This window comes from Streptomyces sp. NPDC058646 (assembly GCF_042716875.1).
Classification (GTDB): Bacteria; Actinomycetota; Actinomycetes; order Streptomycetales; family Streptomycetaceae; genus Streptomyces.
In genome coordinates, this window is record NZ_JBHXRK010000026.1 from 47,507 (window position 1) to 72,471 (window position 24,965).

General features: G+C 73.6%; 26 protein-coding genes and 1 pseudogene. 19 read left to right on the top strand and 8 right to left on the bottom strand.

Going from position 1 to position 24,965, the window contains the following annotated elements:
• Nucleotides 1-15: 15 nt before the first annotated feature.
• On the top strand, nucleotides 16-327 hold the full coding sequence (locus tag ACFWUZ_RS27735; protein WP_384378463.1) for an SCO5918 family protein: 312 nt from the start codon (nucleotides 16-18) through the stop codon (nucleotides 325-327).
• Between the two features lie 192 nt (nucleotides 328-519).
• Nucleotides 520-858: a MerR family transcriptional regulator gene (locus ACFWUZ_RS27740; protein WP_384378466.1), complete on the top strand. Its 339-nt coding sequence runs from the start codon at nucleotides 520-522 to the stop codon at nucleotides 856-858.
• Between the two features lie 46 nt (nucleotides 859-904).
• On the opposite strand, the gene ACFWUZ_RS27745 is transcribed toward ACFWUZ_RS27740, so the two are convergent.
• The gene (locus tag ACFWUZ_RS27745; RefSeq protein WP_384378469.1) at nucleotides 905-1,513 is read right to left on the bottom strand and encodes a TetR/AcrR family transcriptional regulator; all 609 of its coding nucleotides are present in this window, start codon (nucleotides 1,511-1,513) and stop codon (nucleotides 905-907) included.
• A 126-nt stretch (nucleotides 1,514-1,639) separates the two neighbouring features.
• Here ACFWUZ_RS27745 and ACFWUZ_RS27750 point away from each other — a divergent pair, with 126 nt between their 5' ends.
• A complete protein-coding gene (locus tag ACFWUZ_RS27750; RefSeq protein ID WP_384378472.1) occupies nucleotides 1,640-2,590 on the top strand; it encodes an alpha/beta fold hydrolase in 951 nt (316 codons plus the stop codon).
• Between the two features lie 18 nt (nucleotides 2,591-2,608).
• Here ACFWUZ_RS27750 and ACFWUZ_RS27755 read toward each other — a convergent pair whose 3' ends face one another.
• Nucleotides 2,609-3,871: a serine hydrolase domain-containing protein gene (locus tag ACFWUZ_RS27755; protein WP_384378475.1), complete on the bottom strand. Its 1,263-nt coding sequence runs from the start codon at nucleotides 3,869-3,871 to the stop codon at nucleotides 2,609-2,611.
• A gap of 103 nt (nucleotides 3,872-3,974) precedes the next feature.
• Complete coding sequence (locus ACFWUZ_RS27760; RefSeq protein ID WP_384378478.1) at nucleotides 3,975-4,364, bottom strand: SHOCT domain-containing protein; 390 nt, start codon at nucleotides 4,362-4,364, stop codon at nucleotides 3,975-3,977.
• Between the two features lie 137 nt (nucleotides 4,365-4,501).
• On the opposite strand from ACFWUZ_RS27760, the gene ACFWUZ_RS27765 reads away from it, so the two are divergent.
• Both ACFWUZ_RS27765 and ACFWUZ_RS27770 read left to right on the top strand, forming a co-directional pair.
• A complete protein-coding gene (locus tag ACFWUZ_RS27765) occupies nucleotides 4,502-5,080 on the top strand; it encodes a potassium channel family protein (protein ID WP_384378481.1) in 579 nt (192 codons plus the stop codon).
• Nucleotides 5,081-5,158: 78 nt separating this feature from the next.
• On the top strand, nucleotides 5,159-6,511 hold the full coding sequence (locus tag ACFWUZ_RS27770) for a chloride channel protein (protein WP_384378485.1): 1,353 nt from the start codon (nucleotides 5,159-5,161) through the stop codon (nucleotides 6,509-6,511).
• Between the two features lie 21 nt (nucleotides 6,512-6,532).
• Here the strand turns inward: ACFWUZ_RS27770 and ACFWUZ_RS27775 are convergent, their stop codons facing one another.
• Entirely contained in the window at nucleotides 6,533-6,958 is a 426-nt protein-coding gene (locus ACFWUZ_RS27775) for a hypothetical protein (protein ID WP_384378488.1), read from the bottom strand.
• 499 nt (nucleotides 6,959-7,457) lie between these two features.
• On the opposite strand from ACFWUZ_RS27775, the gene ACFWUZ_RS27780 reads away from it, so the two are divergent.
• Together ACFWUZ_RS27780 and ACFWUZ_RS27785 are read left to right on the top strand one after the other, a co-directional pair.
• The gene (locus tag ACFWUZ_RS27780) at nucleotides 7,458-7,661 is read left to right on the top strand and encodes a cold-shock protein (protein WP_030011983.1); all 204 of its coding nucleotides are present in this window, start codon (nucleotides 7,458-7,460) and stop codon (nucleotides 7,659-7,661) included.
• 102 nt (nucleotides 7,662-7,763) lie between these two features.
• Entirely contained in the window at nucleotides 7,764-8,141 is a 378-nt protein-coding gene (locus ACFWUZ_RS27785; RefSeq protein ID WP_384378491.1) for a hypothetical protein, read from the top strand.
• An 840-nt stretch (nucleotides 8,142-8,981) separates the two neighbouring features.
• Here ACFWUZ_RS27785 and ACFWUZ_RS27790 read toward each other — a convergent pair.
• Entirely contained in the window at nucleotides 8,982-10,013 is a 1,032-nt protein-coding gene (locus ACFWUZ_RS27790; RefSeq protein WP_384378494.1) for an alpha/beta hydrolase family protein, read from the bottom strand.
• Between the two features lie 67 nt (nucleotides 10,014-10,080).
• Between ACFWUZ_RS27790 and ACFWUZ_RS27795 the strand changes: the two genes are divergently transcribed.
• The 3 genes and pseudogenes from ACFWUZ_RS27795 to ACFWUZ_RS27805 form a co-directional block, all read left to right on the top strand.
• Nucleotides 10,081-10,686, top strand: a complete 606-nt coding sequence (locus ACFWUZ_RS27795; RefSeq protein ID WP_384378497.1) for a GNAT family N-acetyltransferase — start codon at nucleotides 10,081-10,083, stop codon at nucleotides 10,684-10,686.
• Nucleotides 10,687-10,805: 119 nt separating this feature from the next.
• Nucleotides 10,806-11,672, top strand: a complete 867-nt coding sequence (locus ACFWUZ_RS27800; protein ID WP_384378640.1) for a PaaX family transcriptional regulator C-terminal domain-containing protein — start codon at nucleotides 10,806-10,808, stop codon at nucleotides 11,670-11,672.
• A gap of 71 nt (nucleotides 11,673-11,743) precedes the next feature.
• A pseudogene (locus tag ACFWUZ_RS27805) lies at nucleotides 11,744-12,616 on the top strand (SigB/SigF/SigG family RNA polymerase sigma factor); the annotation flags it as partial.
• Nucleotides 12,617-12,731: 115 nt separating this feature from the next.
• Here the strand turns inward: ACFWUZ_RS27805 and ACFWUZ_RS27810 are convergent.
• Nucleotides 12,732-13,286 carry an ATP-binding protein gene (locus ACFWUZ_RS27810; RefSeq protein ID WP_384378643.1) on the bottom strand — a complete coding sequence of 185 codons (555 nt, stop codon included), beginning with the start codon at nucleotides 13,284-13,286 and terminating at the stop codon, nucleotides 12,732-12,734.
• 104 nt (nucleotides 13,287-13,390) lie between these two features.
• On the opposite strand from ACFWUZ_RS27810, the gene ACFWUZ_RS27815 reads away from it, so the two are divergent.
• The 3 genes from ACFWUZ_RS27815 (at nucleotide 13,391) to pucL (ending at nucleotide 16,768) form a co-directional block, all read left to right on the top strand.
• Entirely contained in the window at nucleotides 13,391-14,131 is a 741-nt protein-coding gene (locus ACFWUZ_RS27815) for an SDR family NAD(P)-dependent oxidoreductase (RefSeq protein ID WP_384378500.1), read from the top strand.
• A 100-nt stretch (nucleotides 14,132-14,231) separates the two neighbouring features.
• On the top strand, nucleotides 14,232-15,581 hold the full coding sequence (locus tag ACFWUZ_RS27820; RefSeq protein ID WP_384378504.1) for an aspartate aminotransferase family protein: 1,350 nt from the start codon (nucleotides 14,232-14,234) through the stop codon (nucleotides 15,579-15,581).
• A 269-nt stretch (nucleotides 15,582-15,850) separates the two neighbouring features.
• The gene (gene pucL, locus ACFWUZ_RS27825) at nucleotides 15,851-16,768 is read left to right on the top strand and encodes a factor-independent urate hydroxylase (protein WP_384378507.1); all 918 of its coding nucleotides are present in this window, start codon (nucleotides 15,851-15,853) and stop codon (nucleotides 16,766-16,768) included.
• 75 nt (nucleotides 16,769-16,843) lie between these two features.
• Here the strand turns inward: pucL and ACFWUZ_RS27830 are convergent, their stop codons facing one another.
• The gene (locus ACFWUZ_RS27830; RefSeq protein ID WP_384378510.1) at nucleotides 16,844-17,317 is read right to left on the bottom strand and encodes a lamin tail domain-containing protein; all 474 of its coding nucleotides are present in this window, start codon (nucleotides 17,315-17,317) and stop codon (nucleotides 16,844-16,846) included.
• A gap of 810 nt (nucleotides 17,318-18,127) precedes the next feature.
• Between ACFWUZ_RS27830 and ACFWUZ_RS27835 the strand changes: the two genes are divergently transcribed.
• Both ACFWUZ_RS27835 and ACFWUZ_RS27840 read left to right on the top strand, forming a co-directional pair.
• Nucleotides 18,128-18,373, top strand: coding sequence for a hypothetical protein (locus ACFWUZ_RS27835; RefSeq protein WP_384378513.1), 246 nt, complete (start codon nucleotides 18,128-18,130; stop codon nucleotides 18,371-18,373).
• Between the two features lie 612 nt (nucleotides 18,374-18,985).
• The gene (locus tag ACFWUZ_RS27840) at nucleotides 18,986-19,150 is read left to right on the top strand and encodes a hypothetical protein (RefSeq protein ID WP_384378515.1); all 165 of its coding nucleotides are present in this window, start codon (nucleotides 18,986-18,988) and stop codon (nucleotides 19,148-19,150) included.
• 191 nt (nucleotides 19,151-19,341) lie between these two features.
• On the opposite strand, the gene ACFWUZ_RS27845 is transcribed toward ACFWUZ_RS27840, so the two are convergent.
• Nucleotides 19,342-19,752, bottom strand: a complete 411-nt coding sequence (locus ACFWUZ_RS27845; protein ID WP_384378518.1) for a hypothetical protein — start codon at nucleotides 19,750-19,752, stop codon at nucleotides 19,342-19,344.
• A 183-nt stretch (nucleotides 19,753-19,935) separates the two neighbouring features.
• Here ACFWUZ_RS27845 and ACFWUZ_RS27850 point away from each other — a divergent pair, with 183 nt between their 5' ends.
• The 4 genes from ACFWUZ_RS27850 to ACFWUZ_RS27865 all read left to right on the top strand — a co-directional run bounded on the left by ACFWUZ_RS27850 (nucleotide 19,936) and on the right by ACFWUZ_RS27865 (nucleotide 24,930).
• On the top strand, nucleotides 19,936-20,763 hold the full coding sequence (locus ACFWUZ_RS27850; protein ID WP_384378521.1) for a hypothetical protein: 828 nt from the start codon (nucleotides 19,936-19,938) through the stop codon (nucleotides 20,761-20,763).
• Between the two features lie 81 nt (nucleotides 20,764-20,844).
• Complete coding sequence (locus ACFWUZ_RS27855) at nucleotides 20,845-22,845, top strand: FUSC family protein (RefSeq protein ID WP_384378524.1); 2,001 nt, start codon at nucleotides 20,845-20,847, stop codon at nucleotides 22,843-22,845.
• 109 nt (nucleotides 22,846-22,954) lie between these two features.
• Nucleotides 22,955-23,668, top strand: a complete 714-nt coding sequence (locus ACFWUZ_RS27860; protein WP_384378527.1) for a hypothetical protein — start codon at nucleotides 22,955-22,957, stop codon at nucleotides 23,666-23,668.
• On the top strand, nucleotides 23,656-24,930 hold the full coding sequence (locus tag ACFWUZ_RS27865; RefSeq protein WP_384378530.1) for a sensor histidine kinase: 1,275 nt from the start codon (nucleotides 23,656-23,658) through the stop codon (nucleotides 24,928-24,930). Before ACFWUZ_RS27860 ends, ACFWUZ_RS27865 begins: the two co-directional genes overlap by 13 nt.
• Nucleotides 24,931-24,965 lie beyond the last annotated feature (35 nt).

Sequence of the window (24,965 nt, forward strand, 5' to 3'; positions counted from 1 at the left end):
TCCCTGTGAGGTGCCATGCGCTGTGTCATCGCCCGCTTCCCGTTCGACCTCACCAAGTCCGGCGTGCTGGAATCGATGAAGGGCGTCAAGCCCGAACCCGTCGTGGGCGAGTCGGTGATCATCGGCCGCCGCCTCTACCCCGTCAAGCAGGTCGGGCAGGTCATCACCCGCCAGGACCGGCGCGACTTCAGCGTCGGCGAGGTCGTCCGGGCGATGGCCCAGCTCGGCTTCACGCTGCGCGGCCTGCCCGAGGCCCCCGCACCCGCCCGCGTCCTCGACCCGCTCCAGCGGGCGTCCGCGATGCTGGGCACCCCCGTGTCCGTCTGAGCAACAGGTCCGGCTGCGCGGCAGCCGCGGAAGAACAGCAGGGAGGGCCCCACCGGCACGTGCCGGTGGGGCCCTCCCCGTGCGTGGTGCACACGGGGTCCCGGGGAGCCGGGGGCGCAAAGGGGAGGTCGGCGCCGCACCGGGGCGGGACGATGGTGTTGAATTCCATCAGGGCCCCAGGAAGAGGTGCAGATGACAGCGGATGACGCCCTCGGCGGCCGACTGGACGACGACGACTACCCCGCCTACACGATGGGCCGGGCTGCAGAGCTGCTCGGCACCACCCCCGGATTCCTCCGTGCCATCGGCGAGGCGCGTCTGATCACCCCGCTCCGCTCGGAGGGCGGCCACCGCCGCTACTCCCGCTACCAGCTGCGCATCGCGGCGCGCGCCCGGGAACTCGTCGACCAGGGCATGCAGGTCGAGGCCGCCTGCCGCATCGTCATCCTCGAGGACCAGCTCGAAGAGGCCCAGCGCCTCAACGCCGCATACCGCCGGGCCTCCTCCACACCGCCCGACCCCTCCCCCTGACCCGCACGCGCGGCGCCGGACACCCTCCGCCGGCCGGGCGCCCCCGTCAGGACGGCGGGGTGAAGATGCGGTCCAGGTGGTGGCGGAGCACCGCGACGGCCGACTCCGGACTCCGCTGGCCGACCAGGATGCTGGTCCCCAGGGTCGCCGCCATCGCGAGCAGGCTGATCGCCTCCGTGCGCGCCTCGGCCCGCGGGTCGGCCAGGCCGGACTCCTGAGCCTGCACGAACAGGCCGGTCAGGGCGTCCTCGGCGGCGTCGGGGTTCTCGACGAAGGGCTGGGCGGCGAGCGCCCCGTCCGTCACGGACAGGATCGCGTACGAGCTGTAGAGCAGATGGAAGGTACGGCTCTCCTCGTCGGTCGGCAGTGAGGCCAGCAGCAGGGCCTCGACGGTCGCCCGGGGGCCCGGGTCCGGTCCGGCGGCCGCGAGGCGGGCGCCCACCCGTGCGGTGAAGCGGGCGGTGAGGTGCTGGAGCCCGTAGAAGAGCAGCTTCTCCTTGGTCTGGAAGTAGTACTGGACGAGCCGGAGCGACACGCCCGCCTCGGCCGCCACGTCCCGCATCCCCACCGCGTGCAGTCCGCGCCGCCCGGCGACACGGATGAGCGCCTCGGCGATCTGGACGCGCCGTTCCTCGTGGTCAACGCGCTTGGGCATGAAGCGGGTCTCCGCCCGTCGGTGGTGGATTCACGGTCCGGCCTGCCCCGGACCCTTTCATGGTACCGCCGTATCAACATCATGGTACGGTCGTATCACGAAGACGGATCTTCCCGGAGGTGCCCCGTGCCCGAGACCACGCCCCGTGTGCGCCGCGACATCGGCCACTACGTCAGCGACACCCTGCGCGACCGCTACTTCGCCGCCTGCGACGCGCTCTACGCCATGGGTGCGCCCGCCCGCTCCGAGACGGACGTCGAGACCAGCTTCGGCACCACGCACGTCTACCGGTACGGGCCCGCGGACCCCGCCGCGGAGTCCCGTACGCCGATCGTCCTGATCCACGGCTCGGGCGGCTGCTCCGCACAGTGGTACCCCAACACCCCCGCACTCAGCGCCGACCGCCCCGTCTACGCCCTCGACACCCCCGGTGACCCCGGCCGCAGCGTCCATCGCGCACCCATGTGGCAGCCCGAGCGCGCCGCCCGGTGGATGGACGAGGTGCTCGACGCCCTCGGCCTCGACCGCGTCCACCTCGTCGGCTCCTCCTACGGCGGCTGGCTCGTCATCAACCAGGTGCACCTGCGCCCCGGCCGGCTCGCCTCCGTCACCGCCCTCGACCCGGGCGGCTTGGAGAAGGTGGGCCTGCGCTTCTTCGTCTGGATCTTCGCCAGCCTCTTCGCCACCTACGCCCCCAAGGCGTGGCGTCCCCGCCTCGCCAAGTGGCTGGAACAGCCGGTGATCGTCGTCCCGGAGCTGCGCGCCTGGATCCAGGCGGGCGTCAAGGCCTTCCGGATCCGACGCCCCGCCCCGCTGCCGCTGTCGGACGCCGAACTGGGCTCGATCCGGACGCCGTTCTACCTGATCATGGGGAAGCGCAGTCTTCTCGTGCACCCCCGGCGGCAGTTGGAGCGCATCCCGCGGGTGATCCCCGGGGCCCGTGCCGAGATCGTCGCCGCGACCGGGCACGGACCGCAGATCGACCACCCGGACCTGGTCAACGCCCGGATGCTGGGCTTCATGGAGGACGTCGACTCCCTCGACCCGGCCACCGCCGCGGGTCCGGCCGGCGCCTGACACCCGCTCCGGGACGGGTCACTTCATCTTCAGCACGTTCCCGGGGGCGAGGACCGCGCTGATGCGTTCCGCCACCGTCTGGGCCGTGTTGCCCTCGGGGCTCCCGGGACCCGCCGTCGTGGTGACCGCGAGGGAGAGCTGCCGCTCCGGCAGGTAGGCCTGCAGGGCCGCGTAGCCGGAGAAGGACGGGTTCTGCAGGATCCAGCCGTCGACGACGAGGACGCCCAGCCCGAAGTGCCGGGCCTCGGTGTTCTTCAGGCAGACGGCGGCGGGGCAGTCGTCCGTGGGGGTCCCCAGTCCGACGGTGCCCGGGTCGAGCTGCGTCCTGAACGCCTCGGGGGAGAGCAGTTCCCCGGTGCCGATGGCCCGCGCGGAGCGGGCCAGGTCGCAGATGTCGGTGGTCTGCACGGCGCCGGGCGCGGTGGTCCACGACGGGTTCCAGTAGGTGGACTCCTCGTACGGGCCGCGCTCGGAGGTGAAGGAGTGCAGCGCGGGCACGGGGATCTCCGGGGTGACGCCGTTGCGGGTCTGGTCCAGTCCGAGCGGGCCCATGACCCGTTCGGTGAGCAGCTCGCCCAGGGGGCGGCCGCTGATCTTCTCCAGGGCCGCTCCGAGGAACTGGAAGTTGGCGTGCGAGTAACTCCAGTTGGTGCCCGGCTCGTACAGCAGCGGGCGGCCCGTGACCATCCCGGTGACCTGCTCCGGAGTCCACTGGCGGAAGGGGGCCGCTTCGAGCTCGGCGAGGAACTTCGGGTCCGTGACGTAGTCGCGCAGGCCGGAGGTGGAGCTGCCGAGCATGCGCAGGGTGATCTCGGACCCGTGCGGAAGGTCCGGCAGCCAGCGCGCGACGGGGTCGTCCAGCTCCGCCCGCCCCTCGTCGACGAGTTGGAGCAGCACGGTCGTCATGTACGCGATGGCCACCGATCCCGACCGGAAGTGCATGTCGGGCCGGGCCGGGACGCCCGTCACCGACGTGCCGAGTGCGGCGGTGAGGACCTGCTCCCCACCGGACTCGACGCGCAGGACCACGGCGTTCAGACCGAGTTCGCGCTGGGCCTGCCGGGCGACGGCGAGCACCTGTCCGGCCGCCCCCTGATCCGCCGCCGGGGCCGGCACCGGCGAACTGACGCAGTCCTGCGGGGCTGCGTACGTTCCCGCCGGCCCGGCGGGAACGGCGGCGGACGGAACGGCAGCGGACGGAACGGCGGTGGCCGCCCCGGCCGGGAAGACCGTGGCCAGAAGGGCGGCGACGCAGACCAACACCGTACGATCAGGCCTCATATGGCCCAGTATGCGTCCGTACGGGATCCTGCGCCCGGCCGCCGCGGCACCGGAACGGGCCCCGCCCGGACAGGACGGGGCCCGCGGCTCCCGGGTCGGGAATTCAGGCCAGGATTTTGGCCTTGGCCCGGTCGAATTCCTCCTGGGTGATATCACCCTTGTCCTTCAGGGCGGAGAGTTTGTGCAGCTCGTCCGCCGAACCGCCGCCGCCCCCGGCCGCCTGCTGGACGTACGCCTTGAAGGCCGCCTCGTGCTCCTTGGCCTGTTTCGCCTCCCGCAGGCCCATGCTCTTGCCGCGCACGATGAGGTACACGAGCACGCCCAGGTACGGCAGCAGGAGGACGAGAACGAGCCAGCCCGCCTTCCCCCAGCCTCCGAGTTCGTGGTCGCGGAAGACGTCCGTGACGACTTTGAAGAGCAGGAAGAACCACATGATCCACAGGAAGAGCCACAACATCGTCCAGAAGAGGTTGAGAAGGGGGTAATCGTCCATGCCCGGCTCCGATCATGACGGCGGTCCTTCCTTCATACCGCCGGTGCAAGGGGTACGCATTCCGAGCCGGCGCCCGCCGCGGCCCGGAAACCGGGTCTCCGGTCGCGCAATGCGGCCCGCCGCCTTCTTCTGAAGCCATGGATCCCACAGCACCCGGACGGGGAGCCCCGGCCGGCCCGGCGGCCCGCGGCCGCCGGGCCGCGGTCGTGGGATGCCTGCTCCGCTCGACCGCCTCGGTCGTCCTGCTGACCGCGCTCTTCTACCTCGCCCCGCTGGACGGCGGGTTCGGCGTCCTCACGGTCGTCCTGCTCCTGCTCGGCCTGCTGGTCTTCGGCGCGGCGGTCGCCCTCCAGGCCCTGGCCATCACCCGGGCGGAGTATCCGAGGCTGCGTGCCGTCGAGGCACTGGCCACCGCCGTCCCGCTGTTCCTGGTGCTGTTCGCCGCGACGTACTTCCTGCTGGCCGAGGCGGTTCCGCAGACCTTCTCCGAGCCCCTCGACCGGACCGACGCGCTGTACTTCACCGTCACGGTGTTCGCGACCGTCGGATTCGGGGACATCGTGCCCCTCACGCAGACGGGCCGGGCGCTGGCCACCGTGCAGATGGCCGCCGACCTGATCGTGGTGGGCCTCATCGGCAAGGCCCTCTTCGGAGCGGTCCGGGTCGGGATGCGCAGGCGCGGCACCCCTCCCCCGCCCGGGGAGGACGAACCGTGAACGGCCCCCTCCGCCCCGCCCGCCCCGGCGGCAAAGGCACCCGTCCGGGTGGAACATCGTGAGGAAAGGGAGGTGCCCATGACGGAGCCGCGCCCTCGATCCGATCCCCCGCCCGTCAGCGGGGCCGGGCCACAGGAAGCGGTCGTCCTGCGGGACGTGCTCCGCGGGCCCGGCTACCTCAAGGTGCTCGTCTTGTGCGGGCTGATCGGCATCCCGGTCTCCCTCGCCGCCTTCTGGTTCCTCGTCGTGCTGCACGAACTGGAGCACGTCCTGTGGGCGGACCTCCCGGAGGCGCTGGGCTGGGACGCACCGCCCTGGTGGTGGCCGCTGCCGCTGCTGCTCGTCGCCGGAACCGTCGTGGGGCTGGTCGTCGCCCACCTGCCCGGGGCGGGCGGGCACGTCCCCGCCGCCGGACTCCACACCGGCGGCGCGTCCCCGGCCGCCCTGCCCGGGGTGATCGTCGCGGCGCTGGCCGCCCTGCCCTTCGGCGCGGTGCTGGGTCCGGAGGCTCCGCTGATCGCGCTGGGCGGCGGCCTGGCCCTGCTGTTCCGGGACCTGGCGCAGGCGCCTGCGACCGCGCAGAGCACCGCCCTCCTCGGCGCGGCGGGGGCGGCGGCCGCCATCGCCGCCATCTTCGGCAACCCGCTGATCGCCGCGGTGCTGCTGATCGAGGTGGCGGGCGTGGGGGGACCCCAGCTGTTCGCCGTCATGCTGCCCGCCCTGCTGTCCAGCGGCATCGGCTCGCTGGTGTTCACCGGCCTCGGACACTGGACCGGCCTGCCGACCGGCAACCTCTCCCTGGGTTCGGCCCTCCCCGACCCCCCTCTGGACGTCGGGGACGTGCTCTGGGCACTGGTCATCGCCGTGGCCCTCGCCGTGGTCCTGCACTTCGTCCTGGCCGGGGCGCGGTCGGTGGCCTCGTACGTCCACGGCAGGCCGCTGGCCCGCACCGTGCAGTGCGCCCTCGGCGCCGCGGCCTGCGCCGCCCTCTACGCGCTGACCACCGGCCGCACCCCCGTCGAGGTCGCCTCCTCCGGGCAGGCCGCGCTCGGCGGGCTGGCGACGGACCCGCACTCCTGGGGCATCGGGGCGCTGATCGCCGTCCTGCTGTTCAAGGGCGCCGCGTACACGCTCTGCCTCGGCAGCCTGCGCGGCGGACCCATCTTCCCGGCGCTCTTCCTCGGGGCGGCGGCCGGCGTGCTCCTGTCGCCCCTGCCGGGACTGGGTGTCGTACCCGGCTTCGCGGCGGGCATGGCCGCGGCGCTCGCCGCCGTGATGCGGCTGCCGGTGAGCAGCGTGGTCCTCGTGACGCTGGTCCTCGGCAGCTCCGCCATGATGCCCGTGGTGATCCTGGCGGCCGTGGTCGCCTTCGTCGTCAGCGAGCTGCTGCCGCCCGGGCGCGCGGCGAAGACCGCGGCCAGGGTTCCGTAGCCCCGGCCGCGGCAGGGCCTGTCAGCACTTGAGGCCGGTGGACGCGGCGGCCGTGGTCTCGTCCAGCTTCATGATCTGCGGCTGGAGCTTCGTGAGCGCGTCCTGGCCGGTGGTGTCGCCCGGCAGACCCTCGTACCCCTTCTTCAGGTCCTCGGCCGCCGCCTTGACCGCGGCCTGCTCCGCTTCCCTCAGCTTGGACAGGTTGTCCTTGACCCCGTCCCAGTCCTTCTGGACGGCCTCGTACGCGTCCTTGACCTGGTCCTTGGTCGCTACGGCCGGATCGAGGGCCCTCAGCTTCGCGTTGTCGGCCTTGAGTGCGCCGAGGTCGGTGCACACATCGGCGGCGGCCTGGGTGGCCTCCTCGGCGGGCGAGCTGTCGTCGGAGCACGCGGAGAGACCGAACACCGCGCTGACGCAGAACACACCGATCACCGGGAATCGCTTCATGGAAGGGCCTTCCTCAACGGGACAGAGACTGACGCACAGGATCTTTCGGGCGCAACCGACAAAATATGCATACCTGACTGGATCCGCGCAGCGGCGCCTCCCCCGTCGGCCGACCGGGGCAGGCCGTCCACCCGTCCAGCCGAAGGGACGGCCCGCACCACCACCGGACCGGCGTCCCCCGCATGCCAACGGACGGCTCATTCGTACGACTTTCCGACGTCCATATCTGTCGTCGCGGCGACAGAATTACCGGTGCCGCGCCGAGAAATTTCATGACGCGCCGGGATCCGGAGCGCGAAAGTTCCCGCGCCGACCGGTTGCCCCCGTGCTACTCTGATCCCAGTTGCAGTTGTGGTTCCCAAAAAACTTACAAGTGCTCTCACCTGATTTCAGGTGGGCGCACTTTTTATTTGCCGGTGCATTTCCGGCCGGGGCGACATCTCAGCGACTCCGGAATCGCACGGTGCGATTCCGGGCAATGCCCCGAAGGAGAATTCATATGGCATCTGGCACCGTGAAGTGGTTCAACGCGGAAAAGGGCTTCGGCTTCATCGAGCAGGAGGGTGGCGGCGCGGACGTGTTCGCCCACTACTCGAACATCGCCTCTTCCGGCTTCCGTGAGCTTCAGGAAGGCCAGAAGGTCACCTTCGACGTCACGCAGGGCCAGAAGGGCCCGCAGGCCGAGAACATCGTTCCCGCCTGACGCCGACGCGCACAGGGGCCGGGGTCCGCACCTTCAGGGTGCGGGCCCCGGCTCGTCGCGTTCCGGGCTGACACCCGGCACCACTTGCTAGAGTCACTGCCCATGTCCATTCCTGACGACCTGCTCCTCGACATCGCCTCCATGGTCGAGTCGGAGCAGACCACTCAGATGTCCCTGACCGTCGTCGTGCACGGCGCCGTCGTCACCGGCCGGCTGGCCCCCGAGAGCGTGTGGCGCCAGCGCGTGGCCGAGGTCCTCCGGGACTCCGAACAACTGGGCCCGTTCGCCGGGATCTTCCGGGACACCGAACAGGGAGGCCCGGACCGGCCCGCGGCGGGGCCCCCCTCCCACCTGCACTTCCACGTCGCCCGCATCCTCCAGGGCACCCTGGGGATCCCGGAGACCGGCGGGATGTACCGGATCGCCGTCAGGGACGTGAGCGCCTGGACCGTCGGGGACTTCAGCTACTCCGACAAGTAGCCCGGCCCGCACGGCCGACACCCCGCAGGCCCTGGCTCACGGCTGCGGCGGGCCCTGCCCGCCGTGGACGTCGCGTCGCATCCCGCGGGGTACCGGCCTGCGGCCGGCCCGAGGACGTGGACCTGGTCCGCTCGCCTCGGCCCGGCACGCCTCGCCGGCCGGTGACACCGCCACCGCCGCGCGGACCCTGCGGGAGGCGCGGGCGCTGTGGCGCGCCCACGGCCAGGCCGAACCGGCGCGCCGGCGAGGGGAGCCGGCCGAGGCCCGGGCCGAACCCGCCCTGGCTCGTGAGGCCCTCCAGGACGTAGCGGTCCATCCGGCCTTCGAGGCGATGGCGCTGGGCTCGTTCGGCCGTCTCGACGCGGCCGAGCGGAGGTGGGACGCACGCCTCCCGGGCCCCCGCGCCGAAGCGGGGGGCGCGCGCTGGGCACGGTGCACGCGCCGGCCGTCGCATGGACGCTGGTCGGCGCCGCGGACCGGGGCGGGCCGGACCTGTCCACGCACGGCGGGTGGAGGGGCAGCACGCGCGCCGCCCTCGGTGAGGCGTACCCGGAGTTCCCGGAGTACCCGGGCCCACAGGGTCGACGGTACGACGGGGCGCGGCGGGAACCGGAGCCTGCGCAAGCTCGCCCGGGTCACCCTCGACAGCTGACCGGCGAGCGGTCCCCCGGAGCGGTGTTTCACGTGAAACACCCGGCTCGGGCGTCCAGTTGACCGTGGCGTCGCCGTCGTGCGGACACGTGACTGCCTCGCCGGACCGGCTCGCCCACGGCCCCCCACCCGGTGTGAGAGCCGCGTCTCCGGTCCGCCGGCCGCTCCCGCAGGGGTACCGCCGGGCCCCTACGACAGTCCTTCGAGGAAGGCCCGCTGATCGGCGAGGAGACCCGGAGGAAAGACCGCGCGCGGGGCGAACACGGCCGTCAGGGGCAGCCGCCACGAGGAGCGCTCGACATCCGTGCGGAGCAGGGCGTGCGTCGCGGCGGGGTAGCGGCGGACGGTGAGCGTGCCGGGCGCGAGCAGGGTCCGGTAGACGGCCTCCGTCTCGGCCCCGTCCACGTTCAGGTCGTCGGCGCCCGAGATCAGCAGCACCGGCACCGGGGGCATCGCCTCCAGGTCCGCGGTCGCGTCCGCTGTGTGGTTGCGACTGATGAACGACCAGCGCTCCGGGCCGATCTCCGGGTCGGCGCCCGGGCTCGCGCGGTACTCCTCGTACGGGGCTCCGCGCCTCAGCAGGGCCAGGCCGGCCTCCCGCACGCGCAGGGCGGCTGCCGTGCGGTCGGCGTCGGCCCCGTCCGCGCGGAGTCCGGCGCGCAGGTGGTACTCCCCCTGGCGCTCCCAGTTGACCGCGGTACCGACCGCGATGACGAAGCGGATGCCGGGGGCGGGGACCCGCGACACCACCTTGGGCATCACCCATCCGGCCTGGCTGGCACCCCACAGGCCGATCCGGCCGGCGTCGATTCCGGGCCGGGTCCGGGCCCAGGCGACGGCGTCCGCGGTCTCGCGGGCCCGGTCGTCCATGGACTGGGCGAGCCAGTCGGCGGGTTTGTCGAGGGAGAGCGAGGCGTACCCGGCGCGGGCGAAGGCCTCCCAGTAGGGCCGGTAGAAGCCGTCGTGGGTGGCGTCGACCTCGCCGTCCCCGTGCACGAAGACCACGAGCGGGAAGGGCCCCGGCCCCTTTCCGGCGGGGGTGGCGAGAACGCCGGCAAGGGTGCGGCCGGCCGCCGGGACGGTGACCCGCCGCTCGTCCAGGTCGTAGGTGTGCTGCCACAGGACGACGCCGGTGAGCGCGGCGGCCAGCAGGAGGACGGTCGTGAGACCGAGGAGGAGGGCGGTACGCAGGGGGCGGGCTGTGCGGCGGGGCTCGGTCATGCAGGACTCCCATTTCGCTCGTTTCAAAAACGATCGTATCGTCGATGAACGTATTATGCTTGTGCGTATGACGACAGAGAGCGTGGAGCTGCGACGCGGGGTGCCCGAAGGGGCCGGGGCGCGCGTCGCCGAGCTGTACTGGGAGGCCTTCGAGGGCAAGCTGGGCGCCGCGCTCGGCCCCGCGGAGGCCGGCCGCCGGTTCCTGGCGGGGCACCTGAACCCGGACCGGGCCGTGACCGCGCTCTCCGGCGGCCCGGACGGCCGGGTCCTGGGCGTGGCGGGCTACCAGCTCGCCGGGCGCGGCCTGGTCGGTGGGGACGCGGCGGCGGTCAGGGCCGCGTACGGGCGGGTCAGGGGCCTGTACCGGGTGTTCCTGCTGGCCCTGCTGGAGCGGACCCCGGCCCGGGGCGAACTGGTCATGGACGGCATCGCGGTGGACCCCGCCGAGCGGGGCCGCGGCATCGGCGGCCTGCTGCTGCGGGAGATCGACGCCATCGCCGGGGAACAGGGCTGCCGGCGGATCCGGCTGGACGTGGTCGCCGAGAACCCGCGCGCGCAGGCCCTGTACGAACGGCACGGGTTCCGGGCGGTCCAGGTGCGGCGGACGCCGTGGCTGCGGGACGTGCTGGGGATCGGGGCCGTGACGACGATGCACAAGGCGGTGCGGCGGTGAACGCGACCACCCCGGCGGACGGAACGGCGCCGACGTCCCCGGCCCGCCCGGCTGCCCCGGCGACCCCCGCAGCCCTGGCAGCCCCGGCAGCCCCGGCAGCTCCGGCGGTCCCCACACGGATGGTCGTGCACGCGCTGGTCCGGGAGGACGGCACGGTGGACGGGGCCGAGCTGTACGAGGTCGCGGGGCTCCTCGGCATGACCGACCAGCAGGTGCGGCTGTGCGTCAAGCGGCTGGTGGCGGAGGGCCGCTTCCGGCTGGAGGGACGCGGCCGGAGGTCCGTCCTGCGGCCCGCGGACGTCCCTGCCGGAGCCGGGTCGGCCGGCGCGGACCCGGCGTCCGTGCCGGAGGCGGTGGAGTTCGTACGCCTCGCCTACCGGCAGGACAGGGGCCTGGAGCCGTGGGACGGGGTCTGGCACGCCTTCGCCTTCGCGGTCCCGGAGTCCGCCCGGGGCGCGCGCGACGCCCTGCGGGACACGCTGACAGGGCTCGGGGCGGCCCCGGTGCAGGGCGGGCTGTACGTGACGCCGAACGCGATCGGGCCGTACGTACGGGCGCGGGCGGCGGAACTGGGGGTCGCGCAGGCGCTGAGCTGCCTCAGCACCCGCGACCTCGTGGTGGGCGGGACCGCCGGCCCGGTCGCCCTGGCGGCTCGGCTGTGGCCGCTGGCCGAGATCGCGGAGCGGTACGAGGCCCTGCGCGCCCTCGCCGAGCGCCGGCCGGACCCCTCGGCGGCGGGCGGCTGCGGCCCGGCCGAGGGCGGCTCCGGCGCGGGCGGGGCCGTGGTGGCGCGGGCCGTGGCGCTGGCGGCCGCGCTGTCCGAGGCGATGGTTCCGGATCCCCTGCTCCCGCCGGAGCTGCTGCCGCAGCCGTGGGCCGGGACGGTGGCCCGGGAGGCCGCCGCGCGGGCCTGGGCGGGGCTCCGGGCCGCCGCCCCCGCCGGAGGCCCGCGGCTGTTCCGCCTGTACGGGGACGCCCTGACCTGAACGGCCCGTCCGGCGGTCCGGGCGGGCTGGAGGTTTGCATGGGTACCAGGTGGTTCGTCCGGGTATATCCCCTGGGACAGCGCGACGACGCAACCCGGCACCGCCGGGGCTCCGCCGTCCGAGGAGCGCAGGCCATGCACCGTACAGAACTCACAGACGTCGCAACCCACGAGGCCAGGACCCTGTCCGTGTCCCTGTTCCGGAGACTGGCCGAGCTGGAGGAGGGCAGCGCGGAGTACTCGTACGTCCGCAACACCCTCGTCGAGCTGAACCTGAGCCTGGTGAAGTACGCGGCCCGCCGGTTCCGCGGCCGGAGCGAGCCCATGGAGGACATCGTCCAGGTCGGGACGGTCGGTCTGATCAAGGCGATCAACCGGTTCGACCCGGCCCGCGGGGTGGAGTTCACCTCCTTCGCACTGCCGACGATCAGCGGCGAGATCAAGCGGTTCTTCCGGGACACCAGCTGGGCCGTGAAGGTCCCCCGCCGGCTCCAGGAGCTGCGCATCGACGCGGCCAAGGCGCACGACGCCCTGGAGCAGGACCTCGGCCGCGAGCCGACGGACGCCGAGCTGGCGGAACACCTGCAGGTCACCCCCGCCGAGCTGGCGGAGGGCCGGAAGGCGGCGCACGCGTACTCCGCGCGTTCCCTGGACGCACCGGTGCAGGACGACGGAACCGACCGGGACGCCTCCTCGGCGCGGCCCTCGCTCGGCGAGGACGAGGAGGCGTACGACCGCATCGAGTGCCTGGAGTCGCTGAAGCCGATACTGGCCGGGCTCCCCGACCGTGAGCGCACCCTGCTCGCGCTGCGGTTCGGGCAGGAGCTCACGCAGTCCGAGATCGGCGACCGGCTGGGCCTGTCCCAGATGCACGTCTCGCGACTGCTGACCCGGACCCTGACGCGGCTGCGGACCGGCCTGCTGACCGACGACGAGCAGCCCGAAGGGACGGCGGCCACCGGCCGGACGGCCCACGACGCGACGACCCACGGCGCAAGGGTCCAGGGCACGTCGGCCCAGGACGAGGCGGCCCCCGGCGGAACGGCTCCCGGCCGGACGACTAGGGCTGCGGGTCCGGCTCCTGGGGACCGCCCGGCCGGCGGCTCCGCGCCGCAACCTCCAGCCAGACCGTCTTGCCGGGCCGCCCGTCCGCCGACGGCACCGAGCCCCAGTTCCGGGCGAGCCGTTCCAGCACGATCAGACCGTGGCCTCCCGGCAGCGCCCGGTCGCCGGGCGGGCGGCGGCGGGGAGCCTCGGGGCTGTCGTCGCTGACCTCCACGCGCAGGCCCTCCGGGCCGTGCCGCAGCACCAGCTCGCGCGGCCCGCCCGCGTGCAGGCAGGCGTTGGTGACCACCTCGGAGACCAGGAGGAGCACGTCCTCCACGGCCTCGGGCCGTCCTTGCCACTGCCAGTCGGCCAGTGCCTGCCGGGTGAAGTCCCGGCACCGGCTCACGACCCCGGCGGTGGCACCGCCCAACACCAGCCTCCGCGTCTGCTCGGTCACAGGGCCTCCTGTCTCCGCGCCGCGCCTACCCCCGTCGAAGGAGGCCAATCCTAGGGGCCGGACACGCCGGGAACGTCCACGAGCCCCCGACGATTTCCCGTCGCATTCCATAGAACGGAACTCAGCTTCCACGATGCGGTAAGTTGCGGTCCCGTTCGCCCCGCCGGTCCTCTTCGCCCCGCCCGAGGGGGATCGAGAACTCCAGGAGGAGAGCCATGGCCGAGAGCCGCGTCGCACTGATCACCGGTTTTTCCTCGGGAATCGGCGCGGCGATCGCCCGCAGGCTCAGCGACGAGGGCATCCGCGTCGTCGTGAACTCCGCCCGCAGCGAGAGCGCCGGGCAGGCACTGGCCGCGGAGCTGCCCGGCGCGGTGTACGTGCGGGGCGACGTCTCCGACGCGGCCGACGCGCGGCGCGTCGTCCAGAGCGCCGTCGACGCCTTCGGCCGGCTGGACATCCTCGTCAACAACGCCGGCGTCACCCGGTTCGTCCCGCTGGACGACCTGGAGGCGGCGGACGCCGACACCTGGCGCCGGATCTTCGACGTCAACGTGATCGGCGCCTGGCAGATGATCACCGCCGCCGCACCCCACCTGCGCGCCTCCGGGGCCGGCTCCGTCGTCAACGTCTCCTCGGTCGCCGGCACCCGGGCCCTGGGCAGCTCCGTGCCCTACGCCGTGAGCAAGGCGGCGTTCAACCACATGACCCGCCTCCTCGCCTCGCAGCTCGGCCCCTCCGTCCGCGTCAACGCCGTCGCCCCCGGACTCATCGACACCCCCTGGTACGAGGACGCCGAGCAGGTCTGGGCGAGCTCCCGCGACTGGATCACCGAGAACACCCCGCTGCGCCGCGTGGGCACCCCCGAGGACGTCGCCGACGCCACCCTCCACCTCGTCAACGCCGCCTACACGACGGGCGACGTCCTCACCGTCGACGGCGGCCGGCACATCGTCTGACGCCCGCGCGCCCACGGCCCCGCGACGGCCGTCCCGGGCGCCCCGGCGACCCCGCCGGAGGCAGCCCGGGGTCCACATCCTGGACAACTACCCTCGTTTCATGAACGCAGCAGCCGACGACCTCGCCGCCGTGAAAGACGCCGACCGGAAGCATGTCTTCCATTCCTGGTCGGCACAGGAGCTGATCGACCCGCTCGCCGTCGCCGGGGCCGAGGGTTCGTACTTCTGGGACTACCAGGGCAACCGCTACCTCGACTTCTCCAGCGCGCTCGTCTACACCAACATCGGTTACCAGCACCCCAAGGTCACCGCGGCCATCCAGGAGCAGGCGGCCAGGCTGTGCACGGTCGCCCCCGGCTTCGCCGTCGACGCGCGCTCCGAGGCGGCCCGGCTGATCGCCGAGCGGACACCGGGCGACCTCGACAAGATCTTCTTCACGAACGCGGGCGCCGAGGCGGTCGAGAACGCCGTCCGCATGGCCCGGCTGCACACCGGACGCCCCAAGGTGCTGTCCGCGTACCGCTCGTACCACGGGGCCACCTCCACGGCGATCAACCTGACCGGGGACGCCCGGCGCTTCGGCAACGACACCGCCACCGCCGGCGTCGTGCACTTCTGGGGGCCCTTCGCCTACCGCTCGCCCTTCTACGCGGCGACCGCGGCCGAGGAGTGCGAGCGGGCCCTGCGCCACCTGGAGGACACCATCGTCTTCGAGGGGCCGCAGTCCATCGCCGCGATCATCCTGGAGACGGTCGGCGGCGCGCCGGGCGTCCTGGTCCACCCGGACGGCTACCTGGCCGGGGTGCGGGCGCTCTGCGACCGCTACGGCATCGTCTTCGTCCTGGACGAGATCATGGTCGGCTTCGGGCGCACCGGCAAGTGGTTCGCCTCCGAGCACTGGGACGTCGTCCCCGACCTGCTCTGCTTCGCCAAGGGCGTGACCAGCGGCTACGTCCCCCTCGGCGGGGTGGCGATCTCGGCCGACATCGCCGCCACCTTCGCCCGCCGGCCCTACCCGGGCGGGCTGACGTACTCCGGACACGTGCTGGCCTGCGCGGCCGCCGTGGCGACGATCAACGTCATGGAGGAGGAGGGCACCATCGAGCAGTCCGCCCGTACCGGCGCGGAGCTCCTCGGACCCGGCCTGCGCGCGCTCGCCGAGCGGCACCCCTGCGTCGGGGAGGTCCGGGGCCTGGGCACCTTCTGGGCGCTGGAGCTCGTCCGGGACCGCCGGACGCGGGAGCCGCTCGTGCCCTACAACGCCTCCGGGGCGGACAACGCACCGATGGCGGAGTTCGCGGCCGCCTGCAAGAAGGGCGGGCTGTGGCCGCTCGTCGCCGGGAACCGCCTCCACGTCGCGCCGGCCTGCAACATCGCGCCGCAGGACGTCGCCAAGGGGCTGGAGATCCTCGACGAGGCCCTCTCGGTGGCGGACGCGCACACGGTCTGACCTGCACATCTGTACGGTCGCCCAATCCGTGGGTGCGGGTGTTCGGACGATCGGTGCGGTGGTCAACCCCCCGCACACATGCTGCAATCCGTGCAGGCCTGTACGAACAACCGCAGGCCAGCACCAAGCACCTACGGACCGGGATGCACGTCAGTCCCGGGGCGGTCCTCCGGGACCGAACGGCGGGGAGCGGGCCGACCGCTGGACGCCGGGCGTACGGGATCCAGACGACCGGACTCCGTGTTCCCGAGTACCCGAAGGAAGACAGCATGAGCAAGCACGTCCTGGCGCAGAACCAGTACGGCAAGGCCGAGAACCGCATCGTCAAGGTCACCCGCAAGGGCAACGACGGTTCCTGGCACGAGATCCGCGACCTCAACGTCTCGGTCGCGCTCCGCGGCGAGTTCCGCGACGTCCACCTGAGCGGCGACAACGGCAACTGCCTGCCGACCGACACCACCAAGAACACGGTGTACGCCTTCGGCAAGGAACACGGGATCGACTCCCCCGAGGCCTTCGGCATCCTGCTCGCCAAGCACTTCGTCTCCTCGCAGCAGCCGATCCGCGAGGCGCAGATCCGCATCGAGGAGTACGTGTGGGACCGCATCCCGGTCCCGACGCGCAAGGAGCAGCACTCCTTCGTCCGCAAGGGCCAGGAGGTGCGCACGGCGCAGATCACCTACAGCGAGACCACCGGGCTCCAGGTCATCTCGGGCCTGAAGGACCTGACGGTGATGAACTCGACCAACTCGGAGTTCCACGGCTACATCAAGGACAAGTACACGACCCTCCAGGAGGCGTACGACCGCATCCTGGCGACCAAGGTCACCGCCCGCTGGGCCCACTCGGCGCTCGCTGCCGACGACGCCTCGTACGACTGGGACCAGTCGTACAAGAAGGTCCGCAAGCACATGCTGGAAGCCTTCGCGGAGACCTACTCGTACTCGCTCCAGCAGACCCTGAACCAGATGGCCGAGCGGGTGCTCGACAACTGCCCCAAGGTCAACGAGGTGCGCCTCAACCTCCCCAACAAGCACCACTTCCTCGTCGACCTGGAGCCCTTCGGGCTGAAGAACGACAACGAGGTCTACTTCGCTGCGGACCGGATGTACGGCCTGATCGAGGGCACCATCCACCGCGACGGGGTGCAGCCGGTGATCGCGACCTCCGACTGGATCGTCGCGTAGCGCACGGCTCCCGCCGACGACCGCGGCCCGGCCCCCTCACGGGGTCCGGGCCGTTGCCCTGCCTGCCGTCGGTCCCTAGCGGGGCCCGCGGCGGCCCCAGGACTCGGTGTCGACGACGTTGCCGCGCTGGTCGCGGAGGGTGGCGCTGTCGCGCTCGTCCCAGATCTGGTGGCGGCGGTCCTGGTAGACGTCGCGACGGGTGTCGCGGCCCTGGCCGGTGTGGACCTTGACGCTGGAGCGGCCGTCCAGGCGGAAGCCGGAGAAGCGGTAGCGGTTGCCCTGACGGTCGGTGAGGGTGAAGCCGCGCAGCTCGACGGCGCGGCGGCCGGTGTTCTTGACCTCGACCCATTCGCGGTTCAGCGCACGGTTGGACCGGTCGTTCCCGCGGGGGCTGTCGTACTGGACGTCACCGATGACGAGCGGGGAGTGCGCGGACCGGTGGCCCCGCCGGTGGTCGTCGGCGACGGCGGGCAGGGCGGTCGCGCCGACCAGGGCGCCGGCGGCCAGGACTGCGGCGAGAGCGCGACGGAGGGTGGGAGAAGCAGACAAGAGCGTGACCCCTTCAACAGTCGGCCCGGCCCGGTCCGCGTGCGCACCGGGGGGCTCCGAACGGTCCCGGCGTCCTGCCGGGAAGCCACACTCTGGCGCCCAACCATCCTCAAACGCCGCCAATTCGGCCCGTGTTGCCTTATCCGGACATATCCGTAACGCTCCCTTGCGGAGGCCACCGGTCAATCCGTGTTGACGAGGGCGGGCGGGCGAGGGCGTGGCACCCGTGGCAGGACCGCGGCCGGCGGGCCTCGCGCCCGCCGTCGTCGGCACCCCTGCCGCCCTCCGCCGCTGCGCCGAACGGGTTCAGGCGTCCGCAACAGCCGGAGCCGCCGGTTCTCCGTACGAACGTTCGCGGTCCGTTGCGGTGTGCGGCAACGGGGGGCGGAGACCCGGCAGGCGGCCGGGCCGGAGGCGTGCGGTCAGCCGCGGTCCGTGTCCGGCCGTCCCACGAGCAGGTTCGGCCGGCCGCCTTCCTCGTCGCCCACCTCCTCGGAGAGCCGAAGGTGGACGCGGTCATCGCCATCGAGGAGGCCGCCGCGCACGGCCACGACCACGGCGAGGCCATCGGCACCGGCCGCGGGCCGGCTGATCCTGGGCCGGCGCCTCGCGCCGCGCGTGGGCAACTGGAACGCCGGCACCGTCGCCGGTGCGGGCTTCGTGGCGCGGTCGCCGTCTCCTCATCAGACCGCCCTGTGGGCGACTTTCGGCCTGGCCTCCGGTTATCTAGCCGAACGCTCCCTTGTGCCCGCCTCCGGAGCCAAGGAGGCTGTGCAGCCGATGAGTTGACGATGAAGGGGCCGATAGCACATGCCGACGGCGATCTGGCGGTGGCGGGGCTGGACGGGCGCGGCACCGTTCTGGCTGAACTCCGTCCTGCTGCTCCTGGCCCCTTTCACCGCCGTCACCCTCCTCGCCCAGATGGGCGTCATCACCGCCCTGGCCGCTCTGGGCGGGCTGGCCCGCCACCTGTGGTTCGGTGACTACGGGCACCCGGCCATCCACCTCGCCGCCGCGCTGATGGGCGCGGCGGCCGCCACTCTCGTGGTGGTCTGAGCCCCGGCCCCCGCTCCTCCCCGGCCCGTCTCCCACCCCGGTGACCTGCGGGCGGACCCTGCCGCGCCCCCGCGGTGTCTGCCGTGCGGGGGTGTCTTCGTCCCCCGGTCGGAGGCTTCTGCGGGCGCTTCGGGGAACGCCCCGGCGTGTCGGGGCACACCCCCGGCATGAGCGCGACGCGATGCGTGCGGACGTCGACACGGACGGCACGGCCGGTGCTGACCCGGGCCCTGACCGTGGCCTGCGTCCTGCTGCTGTGCGTGTTCGGCGCCGGCCCCGCGGGCGCGACGGCCGCCGAGCCCCGTGCGGGTTCCACGGCGCCCGCGGAACCCACGGAAGGGCAGTCGGATCCGGCGACGGACCCCGAGGCGCGGACCGCCGTACGGCCGGCCGCGCGCGGGGTGCCGGGCGTACGGCAGAGGCCCCTGCCGGTGTTTCACGTGAAACACGAGGCCGTGCCCGCCTGCCGGACGCCGTTCGGGACGCCCTGGCCGGTGCCGTCACCGCGGGCGGTACGGAGTGTGGTTCTGCGCTGCTGACGGGTCCGGCCCCGGCTCCCCGCCGGGCTCCGCAGCACGTACCCCACACCCCCGAGCACCGTGAGGTTCCGTCATGCCCATCGACCCCTACGCCGCCCTGAACGCCATGCTCCGCGCCGAGGCCGCCCGCTTCACCCCGCCGGCCCGCCAGGCCGAGCCCGCCGCCGCGAAGAAGGTTGCGGCCTCCGCCGAGTCGGACAGCGAACCGCAGCGGGCCGCGGCCGAGCCGGCCAACTAGCCGCTCCCCATGGGGTGGAAGAGGCTCCGGTTCCCATGCCCTCGGCAACGGAGTTGTGGTCACGTGAAGTACGACCACCGAGCACGGGAACCGGCGCCCCTGTCAGTGTCCGCCCCGCAGGGCCCTGCCGCCCCGGCCGGAGGGACGGAGTCTGCCCGGCCGGAAGTACGGCCGGGCACCGCTCCGGCGGCTCAGTCCTCGCGCGTGTAGTAGCGGTAGAAGGCGGCCGCGCCGACGCCGATGCCCACGAAGAGGCCGATGACGGTGGCCCGCAGCACGGACGAGTGGGTGAGGCTGTGCAGGTACCCTGCGGCGATACCCGCGAAGACGCCGTAGGCGGCGGCGTGCACCTCCCGCTTCAGCCGGGGCCCGACACGGCCCAGCACGAACATGCAGGCGGCGAAGAGAGCACCGCACAGGATCCCGTAGAAGACGTTCCCGGCGTCGACCGGGCCCATCTGGCGCTTGATGAAGGCGGCCCAGACTCCGTAGACGAGTCCGGCGAGCAACGCCCGCGTCAGGGCGTTCCTGACGGTGTGGCCGGTGTCCGCCGTCGAGCGGTAGTGGTGCCGCCGGGAGGCGGTGGGTGCCGCATGTGCCATGACGGGCTCCTCTCTCCCATCATCCAGGGCACACCCGCCGCTCCCGACCAGCAAGTGGATCACCCGTCCGGCCCCGGCCGGCCCCGGCCCCCCGGGCTGGATCTCGCCCGCACGGGGGAACCGGCGCACCCGCACGCAGCAGCCGCGCTCGCGCCCTGTTCCCCGGACCCTTTCCCTGGTGACGTGCGCACCATCCTGTCGGCGGTACTCATCGTCCTCGTGGCCCTGCTGGTGCCCGCGAGCGCCGTCGCGTACTGGGCCGACCGCGAGCTGGGCGACGCGGACCGCTACACCGCCGCCATGTCCCCGCTCGCCTCCGACCCCGCCGTCCAGGGCGTGGTCGTCACCCAGGTCACCCGGGCCCTCGCCGGGCAGATCGACGCGGGCCCCTTCCAGGGCGGGGTGGAGGTGCTCCTGGGCGAGGCCATGCGCTCCTTCACCGGGACCCCCGCCTACCGGACGGCCTGGGAGGCGGCCAACCGCGCCGCCCACGCCGCCTTCCTCGACGCGCTCACCACCGGCCACGGCGACGCCGTCACCATCGACCTCGCCCCCGTCATCGCCTCGGTCAAGGGCGACCTCGTCGCCGACGGCGTGCCCTTCGCCGACCGCATCCCGGAGACCCATCTCTCCGTGAAGGTGATGGAGTACGACGGCCTCGGCGCGCTCAGGAAGGGCTTCCGCATGCTCCAGGTCGCCGGCGTCTGGCTCCCCCTGCTGACCCTGGTCCTGGCCGCGACGGCCATCGCCGTCGCCGTCCGCCGGCGGCGCGCCGTGGTGGCCACCGGACTGGGGCTCGCCGTCGGGGCCGTGCTGCTGTGGATCGCGGTGGCCCTGTGCCGCCGCCTCACCCTCGACGACCTGCCGGCCGACATCGACCGGGCGGCCGCCGGAGCGGTGTACGACGCGCTCACCGCGTTCCTGCGCACCACCGCCCGGGTGATCCTGGCGGCCGGGCTGGTGGCCGCACTCGCCGCCTGGCTGACCGGGCGGCTACGCCGCACCCCATAAGCTCGGAAGGTATCCAACGTAGGCAGAACGACGCAGAACAACCCAGCAGAACCGATTCGCAAGCGGCGGCACGGAAGCGGAATGAGCACCGAACGCACCGAACAGACGGCCCGGCGCTCCCGGCACCGTCCGCTGGCCCCACCTTCCTGGCTGCTCAACGGGCTCCGGCCGGCCACCGCCCCGATCCCCTGGGCCGCCGTGGCGCGCGCCGCCGTCGCCCTGTCCGCGCCGCTCGCCGTCGGCTTCGCCCTGGACGAGCCCCAGTACGGCGCGCTCGTCTCGATGGGCGCCCTGTCCGGGGTCATCGGCGACACCGCCGACGCCTACCGGATGCGGATCCTGAACATCGCCGTACCGCAGTTCTTCGGCGCCGTGGGCGTCACCCTGGGCACCCTGGTCTTCGGACACGGCTGGCTGGCCGTCGGCGCCCTCGCCCTCATCGCCCTGCTCTCCGGGATGATCTCCTCCATCGGCACGATCGCCTCCGTCTCCGGACTGCTGCTCCTGCTCAACGCCGTGATCGGCGCAGGACTGCCGCTGCCCCAGCCCTGGTGGACGGCCCCCCTGCTGATGAGCGCGGGCGGGCTCTTCGTCCTGGCGCTGACCCTGCTGGGCTGGCCCCTGCGCGGCCGGCGTCCCGAGCGCACCGCCGTCGCCGCCACCTACCGGGCCCTGGCCGACGCCCTCCAGGCCGCCGGCGAACCCGCGTACGACGAGCGCCGCCGCCAGGTCACCCAGTCCCTGAACCAGGCCTACGACCTGGTGCTGGGCCGGCGGGCCCGGGAACACGGGCGCAGCCGCTCGCTGGTGCGGATGCTGGCCCAGCTCAACGTGGTGATCCCGCTGGTGGAGGCCGCGCCCGCCCTGCACCTGCGGGGCGGGCCCCTGCCGCCCGAGATCCCGGCCGCCGTGCGGGATCTGGCCGCGGCCGTCGAGGAGGGCCGCACCGGCACCCCCGACCTCGACCTGCCCGCGCCGCAGACCCCGGCGGAGCGTGCCATGGACTCCGCCCTGCGGCACGCGGCAGCCGTCGTGCACCTCACCGAGCAGGACGTGTACCGAGTGGGAAACGACGCCGTCGACGACAAGCTCGGCCGGCCCGCCGCACTGCGGGTCCGGGCCCGCCGCGCACTGCGCGAGATGGTCCTGTCCTCGGCCTCCTGGCGGTACGGGCTGCGGCTCGCCGTGTGCATCGGGATGGCGCAGTCGCTGGTCTCGCTGATCGAGGTCGAGCGGTCCTACTGGGTCGCCCTGACGGTCACCTTCGTCCTCAAGCCCGACTTCGGCTCGGTGTTCTCCCGGGCCGTGCTGCGCGCGCTGGGCACCGCCGCCGGGCTGGTCCTCGCCGCCGCCGTCCTCGCCGAGGTACCGCGCGGCTGGTGGGACGTGCCCGTGCTGGCGGCCCTCGCCGCGCTGATCCCGGCCTTCTCGGCGAAGGGGTACGCCTTCCAGACCGCCGCGATCACCCCGGTGATCCTGCTGCTGTCGGACCAGCTCAACCACCAGGGCTTCGACCTGATCCGGCCCCGCCTCCTGGACAGCCTGATCGGCTGCGCCATCGCCCTCGTCGCGGGCTACCTGCTGTGGCCGGAGAGCTGGCGCACCCGCATCGGCGACCGCCTCGCCGACACCGTGGACGACGCCGCCCACTACCTCGAACGGGCCTTCGCCCCCGTCGCCGGCGAAGCCGACCGCCTCGCGGCGCGCACCGCCCGCCTCCAGGCCCGGCGGCGGATCTACCGGGAGCTGTCGGGCGTACGCAGCGAGTTCCAGCGGGCGCTGACCGAACCGCCGCCGACCGGGGCCCGGGCCGCCGCCTGGTGGCCGCTGGTGGTCGCCGTCGAGCGGATCGTGGACGCGACCACCGCCGCCCGGGTCCGGGTCGACCACGGGGCGCCGGCGCCCGCGGCGGCCGAGGTCGACGGGCTCACCCGGCAGCTGCGCGCCCTGGCCGCGGCGGTGCGCGACGGCCGCCCGTCCCCGGTACGGGCGGCGGCGCTTCCGGTGGACGGGTCCGGCGTGCTCGCCCGCGTGTGCCAGGAGGTCGCGGCGGCCCGCGCGGTCGTCCACCCGGAGGTCTGACCCGGGGCCGGTGCCCCGACCGGCAGGACGCCCCGGGGGCGGGCGCCGCGGGTCACCCGGACGGCCCCGTGCCCGGGCCGGGCGCGTCCCCGCGGGAGAGCATCGGTACATGCACCGCACCCCGGCCGTGGTCCTCCTCACCGCCGTTCTGGCGGCCCCGGCCACCGGGTGCGCCGACGTGGAGGGGCTGCAGAGCGAGGGCGACCTCGGCACGGTGCACGCCCCGCGGACCCTGTGGAAGAACCTCCGCCCCGCCCCGCCCGAACGGGGCCAGCAGCCCGGGACCGCCGCCGTCGTGCCGGGGCTCCCCGCGGTCGCGCAGCGGTCCATGCGGGGCGTGGACGCCCTGGACGTCGTACGGGCCGACGTGACCGCGGCCGCCGCCCAGGACGGCGGGACCGGGCGGCTCGTCGACCCCCGGGCGGTCCAGCGGCTCGCCCTGTGCACACAGGCTGTGGACGGCGGCCCCGGCTGCCCCGTGCGCCCCCGCGTGCTGCACGACCTGACGGGCGACGGCCGGGAGGAGCTGATCACCGCTCTGGACATCGACGGCCGGCTCAGCGAGCTGCGCGTCTACACCGCCCGCGACGACGGCAGCATCGTCCGGATCCTGTCCCGGCGCGCCGTACTGGAAGGGGTGGAGGTGGCCGCCGAGCACCTGGCCGTCCGCGAGCCGTCCTCGAACCCGAAGTACGTCGCCGTCGCCGACTACGTGTGGGACCCGGAGACCGGGAGCATGAACCTGGAACAGCTGACGCTCGACGACTGCCGGGCCCTGCCGGACTCCCCCCTGAGTGCGGACCGGTCGCCGTGCGCGCGCTGAGCAGCCTCCGCTGGAAGATCGCCCTGACCACCACCCTGGTCTGCTGCACGGTCGCCGCCGTGCTGGGGATCCTGGTGCACAACGTGGTCGCCCGGCAGATCGTCGGAGAGGTCCGCAAGGAGGCGCAGACGGAACTGGACCACGCCCTGGGCCACTACGAGTACGGCACCGCGCACGGCGACGTGGACGCCGCACTCGACCCGCCCGGCCTGCCGCGCCGGCTCCGCGAGCTCGTCGCCCGCGGGATGACCGGCAGCATGGTCGGCGAACACGGCGGCGAACCCGTCATGTGGGCGGCCGGACCCGCCGACGACGAGGCCCTCGCCGTGCGGATCCCGTACGGGGACACCCGGGCGCGGCTCCGGGAGATCGACACCGCGATCCTCGCCTCGGCGGCCGTCGCCGCCGGAGTGGTGGCGCTGGCCGGGCTCTTCCTGGCCAACCGGATCAGCCGGCGCCTGACGGCCACCGCCGCCGTGGCCCGCCGGATCACCGCCGGGGACCTCGACGCACGGGTGGACTTCCCGGCCGACGCCGCCGACCCGCCGGACGGGCCCGACGGGCCGTCCCCGTCCCGGGACGAGGTACGGGACGTGGCGCGGGCGCTCGACTCGATGGCCGGCTCCCTCCAGGAGCGGCTGGAGGCCGAGAAGCGCTTCACCGCGGACGTCGCGCACGAACTGCGCACCCCGCTCACGGGCTCACTGGCCGCGGCCGCGCTGCTGCCCGAGGGCCGCCCCAAGGAGATGATCAACGACCGGCTCAGGGCCCTGCACCTGCTCACCGAGGACCTGCTGGAGATGTCCCGGCTCGACGCGGGCGTGGAGCAGGCCGACCTGGCCCGCGTGGAGCTCGGACGGGCGGTGGAACGGGCCGTCGGGGGAACCCGGGTGGCCGCCTCCGTACGGGTGGTCCGGGACGCGGTGGTGCTCACCGACCGGCGGCGCCTGGACCGGATCCTGACCAACCTGCTGGTCAACGCGGACAAACACGGCGGACCGCCCGTCGAGGTGACCGTGGAGGGGCCGGTGGTGGTCGTCCGCGACCACGGCCCCGGCTACCCGCCCGAGCTCATCGAACAGGGACCGCAGCGGTTCCGTACGGGCGATCCCGGACGCGGGCGCGGCCACGGGCTGGGCCTGACGATCGTGGCCGGACAGGCCGCGGTCCTGGAGATCGCCCTCGACTTCGCGAACGCCCCCGGCGGGGGCGCCGTGACCACGCTCCGGCTGCCCGTCGGGCGTCTGCCGGACGCGCAGTGAACCGCCTCGGCCGGGGGCCGCGCACCGCGGCGGGC